This window comes from Chryseotalea sanaruensis (genome assembly GCF_003990915.1).
Classification (GTDB): Bacteria; Bacteroidota; Bacteroidia; order Cytophagales; family Cyclobacteriaceae; genus Chryseotalea; species Chryseotalea sanaruensis.
This window is the reverse complement of record NZ_BHXQ01000001.1, coordinates 749,230-768,217: the sequence shown is the minus strand read 5'-3', so window position 1 is coordinate 768,217 and position 18,988 is coordinate 749,230. Positions and strand designations below refer to the sequence as shown.

Genomic DNA, 18,988 nt, shown 5'->3' with positions numbered 1-18,988 from the left:
TGGTTAGTAACTTGAGTGCAAAATTTATAATGCCCGATTATTGATAATATTTAATTAGGTAAATTTATTTTATTCACAAATCCCGAATCTTTTCAAGATATTTTTCAATTCCATTCGAGCAACCGCGACAACTCTGTCACCGCCTCCGTAATACAAATGAATCATGCCATTTAGCAAGACAGCTCCGCAAGGAAATACTACATTGGGCACTATACCTTTTTCTTCATAGCAAGTTTCGGGTTCAAGTAATGTGGCGTCAGTTTGTGCCAGAACGATAGAAGGATCTTGCAGATCTAAAAGAGCGGCTTCGACTTTATACACACTGGGTGACGGCAGGGTCGCGCGGTGATACAACATTAGCCAACCTTGTTTGATCTCAATGGGAGGTCCTGCAATGCCAAACTTAGAATTATCCCAATAAGATTTACGTGGCTTAATTATAGCGGTACTGTCATTGAGCCACCGATCGCCTTCAAAGTTAAGATCATCCGCTGCGTTTAAACAGATAAAATCGTTCATCCTATGAAACAACATGAACTTACCTTTTATTTTCTTACTCAATACGCAAGCATCTTTGTCTGGTATATTGGGTGGAGTAATAACTTTTGGGCTTTTCCAGTTCCAGTGTCTGTTTATAAAATCGGCAATGCTTATAGAAGTAAATGCTACACGCGGTGTGTACCCATCAAATGCCGTGTAAAACATGTATAATTCATTGTCAATAAGTGTGAGACGGGGATCTTCACAGCCTGAATTCCCTGGTCTTAGTTTTCGCTCAAAATTGGCAGTGGGTTCATAGATTGGATTGGGTAATCGTTCATCAATATGAACACCATCGCTGGATGATGCGTAGCCAAAAACTGAAGTCATCTCAAATGACATGGCCCTATAAACAATATGAAATTTATTATCTTCATAAATGACTGCTGGATTAAAGGTGGCCATGGCTTCCCACTCAAATTCCGGTCGTGGACTTATAATAGGATTGCGATGATAGCGGTGAAAGCCCTGCCTGATCCATTTGCTTTCATTGAATTGAATGGGTTCATTCAAGCTTAGTTTTTCAATAAGTGTCTGGGCATCTCCAATAGCAAGACAGCTAAAAGTATCAGCTGCACCGTAGTAGAGGTATATATTTTTATTGTCAAGCACTGCGCCTGATGGAAAAGTAATGTTGGACACTTCACCATGCAACTCATACTCTTTTTCAGGAAACAGAAGCGGTTCCTCAGTTCTCCCTATAATCTTTAGTGGATTTTCCATATCCAGCAACGCTGCTTCAATTTTGAAATGTTTTGTATCAGTAAAATAGTTTTCTATATACGAGAAGATCATCAACCAACCTTTATCTGTCTTTATGGGTTGTGCACCTACTTCAAGATGGTCATTAGAATCGCGGAGAAGCGAAATTATATGCTGGTTAAGATTGGAATACCAATTTATCCAAAAGGCCTCATTCCATAAGTCTTCCTCTCGGTCGAATAGCGCAAGGGCTATTTTAGCAGGAGGGAGATCAGTATGCACTGTAAGTATGGCAGCATATTTATTATTAATTTTTTCAGGGAACATTGCCATGGCTTTGGAGTTAAATCCAGTAACCGGATGTTTTTCGAATGTTTTAAAATCCTTTGTTATGGCCAATCCGATACGAATTCCATTAGCTGAAAAGGGATAAGTAGAAAGCGCAGTGTAGAAAATGTAATATTTTCCATTACAAAAAGTTATTCTGGGATCTTCACAACCATATCGCTCCCAATCAAATTCAGGTTTAATGATTTGTCTTCTATCACTAAAAGCAATGCCATTTACACTGGTGGCATATCCAATACTCGAAATAGGCATATTTATACCTTCAAGCTCCATCGGTAAAGATTGTGCACGGTATAGTAGGTGAAAGCAATTATCAACTTTAACCACAGAGGGATTAAAAGTAGCCGATGCCTCCCAAGCTACGCTTTTGTCTGGAGCAATTATTGGATTTTCATTAATGCGATGGAATTGTACCATGATAGGTTTTTGTTAATGATTTTTGTCGTGGCGTTTGAAGCAGCACAGATTTTCCTTTCATTATTCCTTTTATCAAGTGATTAATATCTGCACGTGCCATACAGACGCAACTGTCAGAGGCACCGTAATAGAGAAATAGCTTATGCTTAATCACCACAGTGCCACATGTATAAACGACACCTCGTTTATAACCGTTATTTTCATACCACATGTCAGGTTCAAGGAGTGGTTTATTGGATCGATATAAAATCTTCTCAGGGTTTTTGCCATCCAGGATCATACCACCGATTTTATACCGATCAGGATCATGCTTGTCCATAGCGTGGTAAAGTAGAAGCCAGTTTTCTCCAACTTTTATCGGGGGTGGACCTGCACCTCTCACCCAATTGTCCCAGTGAACTTCTCTTCCTTTAGATTGGTAATAGCTGGATACATAATCACCATGTTCAAACTCCAGACTATTTCGATAAGCAATACTAACATTGGGCGTGATGCTATGGAGTAAAGCAAATTTGCCTTTAATTTTTTCGGGAAAGATTACCCAATTCTTATTTATTTTACCTGGTTCAGAAATTAGTATAGGCTTTGTCCAGTTCCAATTATTTTTGATAAAATTGCTTACACTAATTTTAGAGAGCGCAACACAAGGCGGATTAGAACCATCAAAAGCGGTGTAAGTCATATATACTGTATCGTCAATTACAGTCAGGCGTGGATCTTCACTGCCCCACCAGCTACCTCCAGACGCGTAAGGATAGGTTTTAGGCTTAGTACTCGTATAATCTTTAATCCCACGTTGATATAATTTTTCACAGATAAAGGCTGGCACATCTGATCTCTTATCTATTCTGAGACCGTCTTTACTAGATGCATATCCAAAGACTGAAAGACCTGATTCTCCTATGGCGCGGTATATAAAATGCACCTTATTACCAAGATAGACCGTTGCTGCATTGAAAACAGCATTAGATTCCCAGCGGTTATTAACCTTAGGTCTAAGAATAGGATTTTCAATGGCTCTTCTAAAAACTATTTCTGAATTTGCTGAAGGACTTTCAGCTAATTTCCATTTTGTCAGTTTTCTAACTAAATCATTGAACGGTGAATGAAGGTATTTTTCAATACCAATTTTAATATGGGCAAGACTATTCCCTAAGCGAATATTTTTTATTGTCCTTACTTGGAAGATTTTTCTGCTTATAAATCTGGATATGGATTTTTCTTTAATAAAATTTAGTGAAGGTAGCTTAGCCGATGGGTGCGATGGATGTATATCATAATTTACGATCAAGTCGCCATTTCGCGTTTTTCTTTTTCTTAGAATTGCACCTTTTCTTTTAGCTAATAACATCCTCTTTCACATACTTAAAGTAAAAAATGTAATAGAATACAAGTGGTGGTCTTAGTTGATAATCAAAAAGTATTCTAAATAAATAAGACCTGAATAACTTTTATCAAAACTAAGTACACGAGCTACTTTCAAGTATGACGGTTGTTCTTTACTGTAAATGATTTTTATCTGAAGGTAGCTTCTTGCTTATTATCCACCCAGATGATTAGTTTCTTAAAAGCGAGCTATGGATTATCATAGCATACTATTTCTCTACGTGAATAGCTATTGCCAAGCCTTTAGATCAGCCGATCTAGTTTAATTACTAATTATGTAATCAAACTTTAATTTTTTAAGATAATAGTCAGCATCGCTGATGATATCAGTCATTCAAATATGCATACTTTCTATATAGATTTATTTATCGCTATTTAAAGTAACTGCTGAGCAATATGAATCAATACATAAAAAATTTCAAAAGCATATCAGCCGATGATGTTTCAAAAGTTGGAGGTAAGAATGCTTCTTTAGGAGTTATGATTAACAATTTGAGCTCTTTTGGAGTTCATGTTCCAAATGGTTTTGCAATTACCACGGATGCTTATAAAAAATTTTTGGAAGAGAATTTGTTAACAAATCTATTGCAAAATGAGCTTGACAAACTAGAGCGTGAATCCTTAAAAAATTTAGCGTTAATAGGAGAGAGGTGTCGGAGTTTAGTTCTGAATGCTAAATTTCCTGAAGACATCCGCGAGGCTATTATTAAAGCCTACGAAAGCCTGACCCTGCCTGGTCCTATTCATGCTGTTGCGGTTAGAAGTAGCGCTACTGCAGAAGACTCGCCAACGGCAAGCTTTGCAGGGCAGCATGAGTCTTACTTGAATGTAAGCGGTGCAGAAAAAGTAATTGAAGCCGTACAAAAATGTTATGCTTCCTTATTTAATGATCGCGCAATTAAATATCGTCAAGATAATGGATTTAAAGATATGCAAGTAGCGCTTTCAGTAGGCGTTCAATTAATGGTAAGATCCGACAAAGCCAGTGCGGGTGTCATCTTTACCATTGAACCTGAAAATGGAAATGAAAATCTCATTTACCTGACAGGTGCATGGGGCTTAGGTGAAAGTGTGGTGCAAGGAGCAGTGAATACTGATGAATTTTATCTTTTTAAGCCTGCCCTTGAAAATAATAAGCAAGCCATTGTTTATCGAAAATTAGGAAGTAAAGAGCAGAAGCTTATATATGCTGAACCAGCGACAAAAAATACCAAATGGGTTCAAACGACTCCCTTGGAGCGTGATCAGTTTATCTTAACTGATGATGAAGTTCAAAAATTAGGAAAATGGTGTCTGGCTATTGAAAGACATTATAAAATGCCCATGGATATTGAATGGGCGAAAGATGGTGCTTCTGATAAACTGTTTATTGTACAAGCCCGGCCAGAAACTGTACACTCGCAGCATAAGGCTATAACTCTGAAAGAATTTTCACTAATGAGCAAAGAGCAACCTTTGCTGACTGGCAAAGCCGTTGGACGCGCTATTGTCAGCGGAAAGGTGCGCATTATTAAATCACTTGCCGATGGTGGAAAAGTAAATCACGGAGACATTATAGTAGCCGATATTACAAACCCTGACTGGAATGCACTCTTGAAGAAAGCAGTTTGCATTGTGACAAATAAAGGCGGAAGAACCAGCCATGCATCGATCATTGCCCGTGAGCTTGGTATCCCTGCAGTTGTTGGTACAATGTCAGCAACTGAAATTCTTACTGATGGGCAGGAAGTAACTGTTTCTTGTGCGACTGGCGATGTTGGTGCAGTGTATAATGGCAAGCTTCAATGGCAAGAGAAAGAAACACCGTTGGACAAACTGCTTGTTACAAAAACAAAAGCGATGCTTATCCTGGCAGATCCTGAGAAAGCTTTGTTATATGCCACGTATCCAAATCAGGGTGTAGGGCTTTTGCGTATGGAGTTTATTATCTCTAACACACTCCAAATTCATCCAATGGCACTTGTTAAGTATAACACACTACCGGATAATGTAGAGAAAAAACAAATCGAAGCACTGACGAGACATTATATAGATAAGCAGCAATTTTTTATCGATAAACTCGCGGAATCTATAGGACTGGTGGCTGCTGCTTTCTACCCGCGAGAAGTAATTGTTCGTATGAGTGATTTTAAAACAAACGAATATGCAAAACTTTTAGGAGGAAAGCTCTTCGAACCCGAAGAAGAAAATCCCATGCTCGGCTTCCGTGGCGCCAGCCGTTATTACCACGAAAATTATGCAGCGGGATTTGGATTGGAATGCGCTGCTATTAAAAAAGTCAGGGATGATATGCTGCTGACAAATGTCAAGATAATGATTCCTTTTTGTCGAACGATTGAAGAAGCAAATAAAGTGCTGGCGGTAATGGCCGCTAACCAATTGAAGCGTAAGGAAAACGGCTTGCAAATTTATGTAATGGCAGAGATACCAAGTAACGTTCTGCTGGCCAATAAATTTGCCCAATTGTTTGATGGTTTTTCTATTGGTTCCAACGACCTTACACAGCTAACCCTTGGACTTGACAGAGATTCTGCGATAGTAAGCCACTTGTTTAATGAGAATGACGAATCTGTTAAAATGCTTATCAGAACCCTTATTGAAGTGGCACACCAGCACGGTACCAGTGTTGGCTTATGTGGCCAGGCGCCCAGTGATTATCCTGAGTTTGCCAGCTTTTTAGTTTCCTGTGGAATAGACTCCATTTCCTTTAATCCTGATGCACTAATTACAGGCATACAAAATATTTACACAGCTGAGCATAGTGCTAAAGAAAAACTGGAAACAGTGTAATTCGTGTCATTTGCGATACTGATAGACATCATAGTGAATTAAAAATAATTCTATTCTTTTTATGAGCATTCATTCTATAATGACCTCATTTATTTACATCAATATTTTTATTGTGGCTATATGCTTGTGCAGTTGCAAGAGCGAAAAGTCTTTAAACACCGTGCATCACCAGGTAATCAGTGTTCAAAAGCATTTACCTAAAATTGATGGTAAAGAAGATTTGTTGATCAGCCAGGACACAACAAATGCCGTATTTGAGGGATTAAAAAGAAAAAAATTAGTTGTTAAGTACTATCAAAGTCAGGGCGGAAATCTGATATGGATACAAGGTGGTAAATTAACGTTTTTAGCAGATTCCTTAATCCAGCTTATTCATAGGGTTCAATACTATGGATTCCCGCAAGGTTGTTATCATTTACATGAACTGGCAGACAGTAATTCAATTAACCATAAGCCCGATTTGATAAGGAAAGATATATTGTTAACCGATGCTTTCATTGATCTGGCACAAAATCTGAAGTATGGTGTTAATGGTTCACAAGGATGGAAAGAAGACTCAACCAGTTTAGAATTACTCAATACTGTTTTATCAGGAAGTGGTTTAAAAAAGACTTTAGAAGGGCAAGAGCCAGAGCATGGGGGATATGTTGGTCTGAAAAAAGCTTTGCAACTCATGTTAGATTCCACAAGCTATCAGTTTACTGATTCAATTTCATTACAAAGAAACTTTAGGCTTATAGCCATAAATCTAGAGCGGTGGCGCACTGAAAAACAAGACATGAAGAAACGTTCTATTTTCATCAATATCCCATCTTACTACCTCTATGTGCTTGAAAATGACTCAGCTTTATTTACATCAAAAGTTATTGTAGGCACTGTTGAAAATCAAACACCTGAATTAAGCAGTACAGTCGAATACTTTAGTGTTTACCCTTACTGGAATGTTCCCAAAAAGATAGCCATTGAAGAATTCCTCCCCTTGGTAAAAAATAACAAGGACTTTATAACCAACAATAATTTTGATATCCTTGATCACCGAGGAAGAATTTTGAATATAGATAGTGTGCCATGGGCTAATTTTCATGAAAATTATTTTCCAGTGACTTTCCGGCAAAAGGAGGGACCTGATAATGCGCTTGGCATTATTAAATTTATTTTTGAAAACCCCTACGCAGTCTTTCTTCATGACACAAATGCCAAAAAATTGTTTAACAGTAAGACAAGAGCCTTAAGTCATGGATGCATACGCATGGAAAAGGCAACAGAGCTAGCACATTTCCTTATGACCGGAAAGCCAGATAAGAAATCTAAGTATGTAGATAATATATTGAAAGATAAGCAGCAGAAATGGGTACGGTTGAAATATCCTATCCCCATTCATATCAGGTATTTCACCTGTGAGTTTAAAAACAATACTTTTTTTTCATATCCGGATATTTATTCAAGAGATGAGGTTCTTTTTGATCTGCTGTTTGCTGGGGTAAACGATATTGATTTATAGTAATTATTGTAAACACCTCAACACTTTACTTTTCTTCATACTACTTCAAACTATCGGCACGATAGAATTTAGGCTCATATTTGATAAGAATCATTTCATTTCTTGATCCCTGTCATTTAGCTCTCGCTTCAAATTCAATTAAATTATTTCAAAATTGAAAAGTATGAAAACAGTAAAGTTTATTACTACCAATGAACAGGAACGAAAATTTGCATCTGCTGTAAGAAGAAATGTTAATGATTATTTTACTGAGAACGCCCTCTCCAAAAAAGGAAATACTTTTCTTGTAGTTCAGTCTATAGTTTTATTAGCTATATATATTTTACCGTTTGTCATCATACTGACTATACCAATCAGTGTATGGCTAGCGTTGCTCATGACGGTTTTAATAGGCATTGGAATGGCAGGTGTTGGTATGTGCATTATGCATGATGGTGTTCATGGAGCATATTCGAAAAAAGAATGGGTTAATAACTTAGCGGGTAGCACAATGTATCTTTTAGGCAGCACCGTCACTAATTGGAAAATACAGCACAATGTTTTGCATCATACGTATACAAATATTGAGGGAAATGATGAAGATATTGGTGTACGGGGCCCTTTACGGTTATCAGAGCATGCTCCACGTAATCGATTTCATCGATTTCAATATATTTATGCGTTTTTATTTTATGGTTTAATGACCATTTCAAAATTGACTAAGGACTTTTCACAATTAGCAAGGTATAATAGGGAGGGGTTAACAAAACAACAACACGTTAATACTAAATTTGAATACTTTAAAATGATAAGCATAAAATTGATCTATTTATTTGTGTTTATCGGATTGCCAATATTGTTTACTGAATTTAGTTGGTGGCAGGTATTGATTGGTTTCTTTGTTATTCATTGGGTAGGGGCTTGTATTATGAGCACTATTTTTCAGATGGCACATGTAGTAGAAGGAGCCATCCAGCCATTACCTGATAGCGAAGGTATTATTGAGAATGAATGGGCTGTCCACGAATTAAAAACAACTTCTGATTTTGCCAGGAATAATGTTTTTCTTAATTGGTATGCAGGAGGGTTAAATTTTCAAATAGAGCATCACTTATTTCCTTCCATTTGTCACGTTCATTATCGAAATATTGCACCCATCGTGGAGAATACAGCGAAGGAATTTGGATTAGTTTATAATCTGAAACCGACTTTTAAGGATGCTCTGTTTTCTCACTTAAGGAGATTAAAGGAATTGGGCAGGTAGATTAGGACTGGCAAAATAACGGTATTAGAAAGAAATATTGGTTTTGGGAACTTTTTACAATGTAATCTATGTAGTAAGGCAAAGCCATTATTCTGATATACGTCCTCTATAACCTCCTGTTCAGCATTTCTGGATGGCTGCAAAGCATTCCTGATCATGCTCCCGTTCCGGTTACAAAATTAGCTGACACAGAAATTACTGCCTCCTTTTATAAGGAGATAGATTGGCTAGGAGAGCCGCTGGACTCTGGTATATTTAACTCTGCTATTCAGGGATATAATTTCTTGGAGGATTCCCTTGGTCGATTTAATAGACCATTTTTAACCATTATAGATTTTTCCAGACCCTCAAATTTGAAACGTCTATGGGTTGTGAACATGGAAACGAAAGAATTAATGCTACACACGCTCGTGGCTCACGGGAGGAATAGCGGGGAAATAAAACCTCATCTTTTTTCCAATAAAATAAATTCTCTTCAGAGTAGTTTGGGTTTTTATAAAACGGGGGCAACCTACACAGGCAAGCATGGTTTATCACTAAAGCTGAATGGCTTTGAGCCAGGTATTAATGACTTGGCAGAAGCCAGGGCGATAGTTATTCATGGTGCTGACTACGTAAGCGAAAACTACATAGCACGCAACGGAAGATTGGGGAGAAGTCATGGTTGCCCTGCAGTGGCCACAGGGGTTCATACTCAACTTATTAATATGATTAAAAATAACACCTGCTTGTTTGTCTATTACCCTGATAAAGAATACTTCAAGGAATCATCCATTTTAAGTAATAAGCAAAATGCTGCTTTCTTTAGTGAACAACAAACCAATGTGTTGAACGATTTATAAGTTAAGGTTAGCGGAATTTAACTTCCAATATAAACCTTGGAATACTTTACATAAATCTTAAACGCTTTCTCATTCTCTCTTTTTAAATGCTTTTTTGTTAATCAGCTTCATCACAATTGCAAAAGAGACTATTTTTTGCAATGTCTTTTTATAAAAAAGGACGTTGTTGTCCACTGAAATAAGCGGGCTACAAGGTTTATATACCTTAAAAATCAGGTATTTGGACGTAAATTGTGGAATTTCGACTTGCATTTTTGAACATTTTATCTAAATTGTTTAAACAAAATTCCATGTTGCGAAGAGCAGTAGCTCTCTTCTATGTGCGCGCACTTGGTTTGTATCCTGTTTTAACATGAACTTACTTTAATTGGAAAGCATAGATGTGGCTGCCGTCCTTCAGCACAATTAGAATCAGGATTAAGTAAACAAGGCAACTTATGCATAGGACTAGTCATATAAGAAAATCTCAGACGAAACGTATCCCGGTAAGGGAACAACATTGAGTTTTATCCTGAACAAAATGTTTCCTTATGAGAAAAGTTCTGATTATCGAAGACAATCTTGAGGTACGGGAGAACACCGTGGAGATTCTTGAGCTAAAGGGATTTAGTGTTATTAGTGCAGAAAACGGAAAAGAAGGAATTGCAAAGGCTGAAATTGAAAAGCCTGATATTATCTTATGTGACATTATCATGCCGGATATTGATGGCTATCGCGTGATTAAAGAGTTGAAAGCCCACCCCATTACAGCCAAAATTCCATTTATCTATGTTACAGCCAGCGGTGAAAAAAGTGAAGTCAAATTAGCAATGAATATGGGCGCGAACGCCTACGTAAGAAAACCTTTTGACGTAAATGAATTAATAGAGAAGATCAATGAATGTTTTGCCTAATTATTTTCTCAAATCAAAAAATATACAACACGCTAATTTTATTTAGGGAAAAGTAGCTTCAAAATATAGCATTCTACTTCGCACCGGCTTTAAAAGTCTCTAACAATACTGACGCTGCTCATTCTCAGTATTCAAACCAACTCTTAGTTTAGAATAAAAAAGAAACCAATGGTACTGTTAAGCTACTTAGCGAAAACACCATGGTGTTTCTTCACGTGCTCAGTGGCCGATCCTTAACTCTTATTATCCAGCACTAGGGAATGTGTATAGTGGCCTTAGTTTAAAAATAGTGATCATTAAAGATATCAATTATGAAATTTATAGGATTAATTTTATTGTCTGCATTCATCTTAATAAATCAAAAGCTGACAGCACAAATACGCTCAGGTGAAAATGTTTTGATTAATAAAGAGGTAGCGCACGATCTCTATGTTGCAGGAGGAACAGTTACAATCAATGCTCCGATCCGAGGTGATTTAATCATAGCCGGGGGTACAGTTATAGTCAATGATACCGTCACGCAAGACATTCTAATCGGTGGTGGAAATATTACCTTAAATGGCTATGTGGCCGATGATGTACGGTGTGCCGGAGGAACCGTTCAGCTTTCAGGCGTGGTGTCTGGTGATTATGTTGTGAGCGGTGGTGAAATAAACATACTAAGCGGTGGCATTATAGCTGGCAATATGTTTAGCATTGGGGGTAAAGTAATATTGGATGGTGCAGTAAAAGGAAGTGTGAAAAATGCCTCGGGTGCCTTCGACCTGAATGGAACAGTAGCGCAGGGCTTGGATTCAAAAGGTGGCAAAATAAAAATAAATGGTATTATTGGTGGTACAACAGTAATGGCAGCCGAAACTATTGAAATTGGCGCTTCTGCAAAATTTAAAGACACTGTAAGGTATTGGAATCAGGCGGGTTCTCTTGATTTCGGAAATTCACTGAATGCGAGCACAGCCTCCTACGATCCCAGTCTTGAAATTGAAGGCACTGATTGGTATTACCTTGGTTTTGCTTCTCTTGTAATGGTCTTGTGGTATTTAGGTGCCGCGTTGATTATGCTGATAATAATTCAATATCTATTCAGGCTTACTTTTATGAATGCGGTTAATACGATTAAAAATAATTCAATTAAGTCATTGGGTGCCGGATTTCTATTTTTGTTTGGTGTTCCTGTGGCTATTGTAATCGGTTTCCTCACTTTGATTGGTATTCCGCTAGGCCTGCTTACCTTTTTTATTTACCTGACCATACTACTTCATGCTACTGTCATTACTGCATTACTTATTGCAAACTGGATTAATAATACCTACTATAAATCATCATGGCAGAACATCAAAATTGTGGGTGCAGCATTTGCAATTTTCATCTTTCTGAAGCTAGCTTCTTTCACACCATTTATCGGTCCTTTGATTATGCTACTGCTTGCTTGTATGGGTTTCGGAGGTTTGCTTTTGAATATAAAATGGAAGTCAAATAAAGCACTGGCCGTGACTTGAATAATCAATCCAAATACATAGGTAATAATAAAAAATAAGCATCCTTATCTAAACTGGATGCTTAAAGTCAATTTGTCGAATAAGCTTTAAATTTAGTAAGTCAGGATTCTTTTAAGCTGTAAGTCCAGATAGGAATCTTAATATGATTTACTACATTTTCTGTTATACTGATATTAAAAAAATGTGCTAGACCTTTCCTGGCATGCGTTCCCATGGCAACCAAATCCATTCCCTCTGTATTAGCAAATGATAATATCCCATCTTCTTCATGCAAATAGTTTCTAAAGTGCAGTTTGTAATTCGTTAGTTTGTAATGTATCGCAAATTCTTCTAACGATTCGTGTGCGTCAGCATCACGCATAAAATGAAGCGGTGTATTAATTAAAAGTATATGTAATGTTGCATTGAAGAATAGCTGCAATTCTTTCAATTTTCTAATAAAATGTATTTGATTAAAAAGTAGTGTAGACGGTAACAGAATATTTCTAATAGATTTTATGTCAATAGCTTCTCGTACAGCCAGCACTGGAACAGGTGAAAATCGGACTACTTTTTCTGTGTTGGACCCAATAAAAATCTCAGCAATACCAGAAGCCCCAGAAGTACCCATGACAACCAAATCTATCTTATGCTTTTCAATCATATTTTTTATGGTTATCACAAAGTCTCCGTAAACAGCCTCTATGTTAACTTTTATCGATTTTTCCTTATTCATCTCCTTTATTTTTAATAGTTCTTTCTTTATATCATCAATTACTTCTGTAAAATAAGCTGGATCGAAGGGAAGTGTTTCACCTGCAAAGCCTGTAGAAGATAAATTAGGTATAGTAAGAATGTTTAAAAGAACTATCTCACCTTTTGTTTTAGACGCCAGTTGTATGGCAACCTTAAATGCTTCTTTTGATTCTTTGGAAAAATCGGTAGGGACGAGTATTCGTTGCATATCGTTGTTTTTCCAAAAATTAAATACTCTTATTCTTATTCAAAATGATGACTGTTGCTATTTATCATGATAACTATCGGCAGCCTTTAGATCAGATAAAAATCATGTGTAATACCTGATAATAATCATGTGACCAGGAGAACACAAAAGCAACATTAGGGCTTGTAAATTAAATTGTCTATTGCCGTTCAGGTAAATGGATCCAGTAGTTATGAAGCCCTTAATCGTGAGAAAAGTAGCCAGAAGCATTAATGTAGGCTATAGGTAAATAAAGAATGCTCTATGAACTGGCCTCAGAATAATTACGGATTATACAGTTCTTATCATGTATAATCAGCATGAAGTTAATCATAGCCTAATATGATGGTAATCAATTTATTATAATATGGAGTATTCTATTTTCGTATTGTCTAGGATGGCTAACTGCATTTTTACTATGGGTAATTATGAAAGTCAATGTTATTCCCTTGCTACATTTCTTTTTCGGCATTATGTTAATGCTGCTGACCTTACTTTTTGAAATAAAATCCGAAATTTTTATAGGAACAGTTGTTTACCTACTGATCACCCCATATATACTTTGGTTTGTTCGTCTATCTAAATTCATTGTAATGACTGGGGTAGTGTCGTCATTTTTTCTACTAAGTATTTTCTTCTTGCCTGTTATTCATTCAATTAATGATATTACCATACTAGGAAACCGATTAATGTCAATACTTATCATATGGCTAGCTGTTTTCTTCACTATCCACCTTAGAAATCTTTATCACATCGAGCAAAAAGAAAAGGAACAACTTAAATCAATAGTGGAATATGCCAATGAAGGTATTCTGATGATACGTCAAGATGGAAAAATTTACAGTTCAAATCCAGCTGTAGAAAAGATATTTGGTTATAAATCCATTGATATATTAACTAAAGTCATCGATGAATTAATTCCGAATTTCGCCATAATACTAAAAGAATATTTTAAAAATATCAGTAATCCGTTATCGCCCAGAGTAGGTGAAAGTTTGAAATGTAAACGAAAGGACGAGAGCGAATTTTATATTGACATAAATCTTAGCTATTTCCATGAGAATGGAGCTATAGTTTGGATTGTATTTATTCTTGATGTGACTGATCGAGTTAAAAATGATGAGCTCGCAAAGGCCAACTTAAAAATGATGCATGAATATAATCAAAAGCTTGAATCGGAAGTAAAACAACGAACTGAGGAGCTTGCGCGTAGTAACCAAAAATTAATTAGCAACCAAGCTATTTACCATTCAATTGCAGATAATTATCCCGATGGCTTTATAGGAGTAATGGATAGAAGTCTAAAGTATGTTTTAGTAGGTGGAAAAGGCCTGTCCGCATTGGGATTAGACTCAAAGTCTATAATTAACGATATCATTTTTGATAATATTTACCAATCAATGTCTGTTTATGCAGAAAAAGCCCTCGTAAAAGTATTCGATGGGAAAAAGGTTTCATTTGATATTGAGCTGAAAGGTGACTTTTATAATGTAACCGCAGTGCCAATTGAAAGCCCGGGACATCCGATCCAGGAAATTTTAGTCGTGGTAAAAAATATATCCGTTCATAAAAATCTTGAGTACGAATTAATGAAGACGCTGGAAAAGGAGAAAGAGTTAAATACTTTAAAATCCAGGTTTGTAACAATGGCGTCTCATGAATTCAGAACTCCACTTACCACAATTCTTTCATCTGCCTTTTTAGTAGAAAATTACACTGGCCAACAGGTGGAGAATGAAAGGAAAAAACATCTTGAACGAATTAAGCGGGCCGTCAATGGCCTTACCGAGTTATTAAATGATTTCCTCTCTCTTGGTCAGCTAGAGGAAGGTAAGGTTCATCTTATGTTAAAATCAATGAACTTAAAAGTCTTCTGTGAGGATTTAATTCAGGAAGTATCGCTGACCAAAAAGGAAGGTCAAAAAATTGTATTTGAGTTTGAAGGAGAGGATACAGAAATAGCTATGGATAAACACTTATTAAGAAACATACTCCTGAATCTGCTTTCAAACGCAATTAAATATTCTCCTATATCCAGTAACATAGGTCTAACCATAAGTGTAGCATCAAAAAATATCACCCTCAAAGTATCAGACCAAGGAATAGGAATACCGCCTGATGAGCAAAAGCTTATTTTCAAGCGCTTTTTTAGAGCAAAAAATACAATTCAAATACAAGGAACCGGACTAGGTCTCAATATTGTAAGGCGATACGTCAAATTATTAACGGGTAAAATATTTTTCGAAAGTAGGCTTGACAAGGGGACAATATTCACCGTTATACTACCCCTGAAAAGGACCACTGAATTGAATCAAAAAACTTAACAACAAAGTTATGAGTTACACAATTCTTATAATCGAAGATAATGAAGAAGTAGTTGAAAACATTACAGGGATTTTGCTACTGGCAAAATATAAAGTGATGCAAGCTCCAAATGGAAAAATTGGAGTTGAACTCATTCAACAACACCGCCCTGATTTGATACTGTGTGATATAATGATGCCAGAGCTGGATGGTTATGGTGTGTTGCATATTTTGAATAAAGATCCAGAGACGGCCAGTATTCCATTTATCTTTTTAACAGCAAAAGCTGACATGAGTGATTTTCGCGTTGGGATGAATCTGGGGGCAGATGACTACATCGTAAAACCATTTGAAGGTGTGGATTTGCTAAGAGTTGTAGAAACTAGGCTTAAAAAAAATGAGCTTATGAAAATTGCGCTGGGTAACAGCTCTTCAGATGTTAGTGCCTTTTTTAGTAAAACCAGAGAGCTGAAAGATTTTCAGAAGCTTTCAGAAAATAGACCAACTCGCTCGTTTAAAAGAAAAGACATTATTTTCATGGAAGGGCAGACCCCTAACGATTTATACTATATTGAATCAGGGCAAGTCAAGACGTATAGGGTGAATTATGATGGTAAAGAACTGATAACAGGTTTTTATAAAGCTGGTGATTTTTTGGGATTCGTACCGCTATTAGAAGAAAAAGCTTATTATGAAAATGCTGAAGTGATGGAAGATGCTCGCATTACCATCATTCCCAAAAGTGATTTTATTACCTTGATATATACAAGTAAAGAAGTGGCTCATAAGTTTATTAAAATGCTATCCAATAACCTGGAAGAAATGGAGAGCAGGTTATTAGACATTGCTTATCAATCTGTTCGGCAGCGTGTTGCAAATGTTTTGATTAAAATGGAAACAAAGCTGGATAACACTGATAAAGATAATAGGATCACTATAGCGAGAAGAGATTTATCCAATATTGTCGGAACAGCTACTGAGTCTTTGAACAGAATGCTTGCAGAATTTAGAGATGACGGACTCATTCAGATATCTGATGATGGTATTAGAATAGTAAACAGAGCCAAGTTGGAGAAATTACTGCATTGACTGTAAATAATCTTGAGCGGTGATGATATTGCTTATCAGTACATAGAATTGATTATAATAAATTAGTGTACTTATAAACAAAAATAGTATGTCTGTTATTAAAGTAATTGAAATCCAGGCTGACTCAAAAATAAGTTGGGAAGGTGCTGCGCAACAAGCAGTTGCCAAGGCTTCAAAAACCATTCACAATGTTAAATAAATCTATATTAAAGATCATAGTGCCTCAGTCGAAAACGGTAAAATTATCGGCTATCGCATAACCGCTAAAGTCAGTTTCGTACTTGACTAAAAATTAATCCTTTTGTGGAATTGTACATTACTATCATATAGTATTAAACTTTTTGCTTTCAGTCAGTACTTGTAAATGTACTTTTAGTTTTATTAATGGGTGTAATTATCATTTTCTCGCCTGAATAACCACAAAAGAACCCTCACCATATCCTGGTTTAGCAGGCTCTAACTGAGTGATCTCTTCTATTGGATGAAATAGTGTTTGGCAGAATTTAAAATGTTTAAAGCCAGCGCAGTTTAATTCAAAAATTACTTTATCCACCGAGTAAACCATTGCAAACCTATAAAAGCTAATATCATCATTACGTTTTGTGTACTCACGGCCGATTATACTATTTCTATCTATAAACCCCATTATAAATACACCCTTATTTTTAAGCACACGATAAGCTTCTTTAAATGCTACATGTAAGTCGTTAAAGTAGCTCGTACACAAGGTTGTGAGCACGAAATCAAAGCGCATGTCCTTATAGGGCAACTGTTCTGAAGATCCATCGATTACTTCAATTCCTCGCTTTACTGCCATGGCACGCATGGCTGGAGAAGACTCTACACCTTCTTTAATACCCAAGGCTACAGATATTTTACCTGTACCAAGCCCCAGTTCAATTCCATAAAGGCTTTCACCAATTGGTAGCATGTCTCGTAAAGCCTCAACCTCCGATTTAAAAAGAAATGGATGGTCTGTGAACCACTGCTCATATTCAGCTACAGTTGACTCAAAAGGTAATTTGCTTTTCATAAACTTTTAAATCTAATTTCATCTTAATGTTAGATTCTATCTATGAGCTATGATTTTCAGATGAAAGATTTTGATCATTTACAGAATAATAATAATATGTTCATAATGCATGATTGTTATCAGTGTGAATGAAAAGAAAAAGAATTTAATTCATAAGACAAATCAAAAAAGGTAGATGACAAAGAATCTTGAAACTGCAGATACGATTGCTAAAATAACATTGTCAATTATAGTGCTCGTCTTATACTTTAGCAAAATAATATCAGGTCCATTTGCAAAAATTATGGTGATTTTTGCAATTCTAGTGCTGATAATTTTTGTATTGAAAATATTATTTCACCTAATTCCAAGAGACTAAATATTAGCCAAAAAGTTAGATCGAAACTAAAACTCATCGCTATTTAAAGTGAAAAGCAAAAGATTGATCACTTATGCTAGATCGCTTTATGGCACACCTGACAGTTTAATTTAATTTGTAATTCGATTTCTTAAATTTCGCTTGTTCAGCAGATTCTAGACAGATTAATAACGAACCAAATAATCAATATGATAATCAAAACTATTATAATAGAAAGAGGCTTTCGTTGCATGAAAAATCAGATTTAGTTGTTTTCAAAGAGCCATTTAATGGGTGGGTGTTTATGCTTAGGAATTAGCCCATATCTGGAAATGCTCTGATTTTTAATGAAAGTTATCGCCTCCTCAATGGAATCTGTAACCAGAATAAGGTCAAGATCTTCCTTTGAAATTGTTTGATTTTTTTTCATTTGTTCAATATGGTTCAATAGATCGCTGTGATAGGATCTTACCAAAAGGATTATCGGAAATTGTTTAATCTTTTTTGTTTGGGTTAGTGTCAATGCCTCAAAGAATTCGTCAAGTGTTCCAAAGCCTCCGGGCAAAACGATAAAGGCAAATGAATATTTGACTAATAAGGTTTTCCGTACAAAAAAATACTTAATCATTACCCATTTGTCCAGATAGGCATTTGGTTTTTGCTCCACTGGTAACATAATATTGCAGCCTACCGATTTACCACCAACTTCCTTCGCTCCACGATTGGCGGCTTCCATGAGTCCCGGTCCGCCACCTGTTAATATCGTAAAACCAAGCTTGGCCACCTCACCAGCAGCTTTCTTTGTCAATTGATAGTATTCGTGATTTCCATCGAACCTGGCAGATCCAAAAAAGGTTACGCAGGGTCCAATAAAATGCAGTGCTCTAAACCCACGAATAAATTCAAATAATACCTTAATTGTAAATAAAAACTCCTCCCATCGGGACTGAGGTCCATGAAGAAATTTTATTTCTGATTTTACCTCCGGCATACTGCAACCTATATTTTTTAAACACTTGGTTCTATGATTATTTTCTTCCTCACTTAAGATTAATCTCATTAATAGAAGTAAAGAATATTTGTCATCAAAGATCAGTAACTGT

At 36.3% G+C, this 18,988-nt stretch carries 13 protein-coding genes and 1 pseudogene; 9 read left to right on the top strand and 5 right to left on the bottom strand.

Going from position 1 to position 18,988, the window contains the following annotated elements:
- Window positions 1-69 precede the first annotated feature (69 nt).
- Together SanaruYs_RS03110 and SanaruYs_RS03105 are read right to left on the bottom strand one after the other, a co-directional pair.
- Complete coding sequence (locus tag SanaruYs_RS03110) at window positions 70-2,007, bottom strand: glycoside hydrolase family 130 protein (protein ID WP_127121041.1); 1,938 nt, start codon at window positions 2,005-2,007, stop codon at window positions 70-72.
- Window positions 1,985-3,358, bottom strand: a complete 1,374-nt coding sequence (locus SanaruYs_RS03105) for a glycoside hydrolase family 130 protein (RefSeq protein WP_127121040.1) — start codon at window positions 3,356-3,358, stop codon at window positions 1,985-1,987. The genes SanaruYs_RS03110 and SanaruYs_RS03105 overlap by 23 nt, the downstream gene beginning before the upstream one ends.
- 431 nt (window positions 3,359-3,789) lie before the next feature.
- Here SanaruYs_RS03105 and ppsA point away from each other — a divergent pair, with 431 nt between their 5' ends.
- The 6 genes from ppsA to SanaruYs_RS03075 all read left to right on the top strand — a co-directional run bounded on the left by ppsA (window position 3,790) and on the right by SanaruYs_RS03075 (window position 12,161).
- Complete coding sequence (ppsA, locus tag SanaruYs_RS03100; RefSeq protein WP_127121039.1) at window positions 3,790-6,183, top strand: phosphoenolpyruvate synthase; 2,394 nt, start codon at window positions 3,790-3,792, stop codon at window positions 6,181-6,183.
- Between the two features lie 160 nt (window positions 6,184-6,343).
- Window positions 6,344-7,684, top strand: coding sequence for a L,D-transpeptidase family protein (locus SanaruYs_RS03095; protein ID WP_160118570.1), 1,341 nt, complete (start codon window positions 6,344-6,346; stop codon window positions 7,682-7,684).
- Window positions 7,685-7,847: 163 nt separating this feature from the next.
- Complete coding sequence (locus tag SanaruYs_RS03090) at window positions 7,848-8,927, top strand: fatty acid desaturase family protein (protein ID WP_127121037.1); 1,080 nt, start codon at window positions 7,848-7,850, stop codon at window positions 8,925-8,927.
- An 86-nt stretch (window positions 8,928-9,013) separates the two neighbouring features.
- A complete protein-coding gene (locus tag SanaruYs_RS03085; protein WP_127121036.1) occupies window positions 9,014-9,769 on the top strand; it encodes a murein L,D-transpeptidase catalytic domain family protein in 756 nt (251 codons plus the stop codon).
- Window positions 9,770-10,299: 530 nt separating this feature from the next.
- Entirely contained in the window at window positions 10,300-10,662 is a 363-nt protein-coding gene (locus SanaruYs_RS03080) for a response regulator transcription factor (protein ID WP_127121035.1), read from the top strand.
- A 311-nt stretch (window positions 10,663-10,973) separates the two neighbouring features.
- A complete protein-coding gene (locus SanaruYs_RS03075; protein WP_127121034.1) occupies window positions 10,974-12,161 on the top strand; it encodes a DUF8173 domain-containing protein in 1,188 nt (395 codons plus the stop codon).
- A 100-nt stretch (window positions 12,162-12,261) separates the two neighbouring features.
- Here SanaruYs_RS03075 and SanaruYs_RS03070 read toward each other — a convergent pair whose 3' ends face one another.
- Window positions 12,262-13,104 (bottom strand): universal stress protein, encoded by an 843-nt coding sequence (locus SanaruYs_RS03070; RefSeq protein WP_127121033.1) that lies wholly within the window; start codon window positions 13,102-13,104, stop codon window positions 12,262-12,264.
- Window positions 13,105-13,811: 707 nt separating this feature from the next.
- Here SanaruYs_RS03070 and SanaruYs_RS03065 point away from each other — a divergent pair.
- The 3 genes and pseudogenes from SanaruYs_RS03065 (at window position 13,812) to SanaruYs_RS20285 (ending at window position 16,804) form a co-directional block, all read left to right on the top strand.
- Window positions 13,812-15,446: a sensor histidine kinase gene (locus SanaruYs_RS03065; protein ID WP_218022351.1), complete on the top strand. Its 1,635-nt coding sequence runs from the start codon at window positions 13,812-13,814 to the stop codon at window positions 15,444-15,446.
- A 10-nt stretch (window positions 15,447-15,456) separates the two neighbouring features.
- A complete protein-coding gene (locus SanaruYs_RS03060) occupies window positions 15,457-16,515 on the top strand; it encodes a response regulator (RefSeq protein WP_127121031.1) in 1,059 nt (352 codons plus the stop codon).
- An 88-nt stretch (window positions 16,516-16,603) separates the two neighbouring features.
- Window positions 16,604-16,804, top strand: a pseudogene (locus SanaruYs_RS20285) (dodecin family protein).
- 108 nt (window positions 16,805-16,912) lie between these two features.
- Here the strand turns inward: SanaruYs_RS20285 and SanaruYs_RS03050 are convergent.
- Window positions 16,913-17,548, bottom strand: coding sequence for a class I SAM-dependent methyltransferase (locus SanaruYs_RS03050; protein ID WP_127121030.1), 636 nt, complete (start codon window positions 17,546-17,548; stop codon window positions 16,913-16,915).
- 602 nt (window positions 17,549-18,150) lie between these two features.
- Window positions 18,151-18,945: an LOG family protein gene (locus SanaruYs_RS03045; RefSeq protein ID WP_306307916.1), complete on the bottom strand. Its 795-nt coding sequence runs from the start codon at window positions 18,943-18,945 to the stop codon at window positions 18,151-18,153.
- Window positions 18,946-18,988 lie beyond the last annotated feature (43 nt).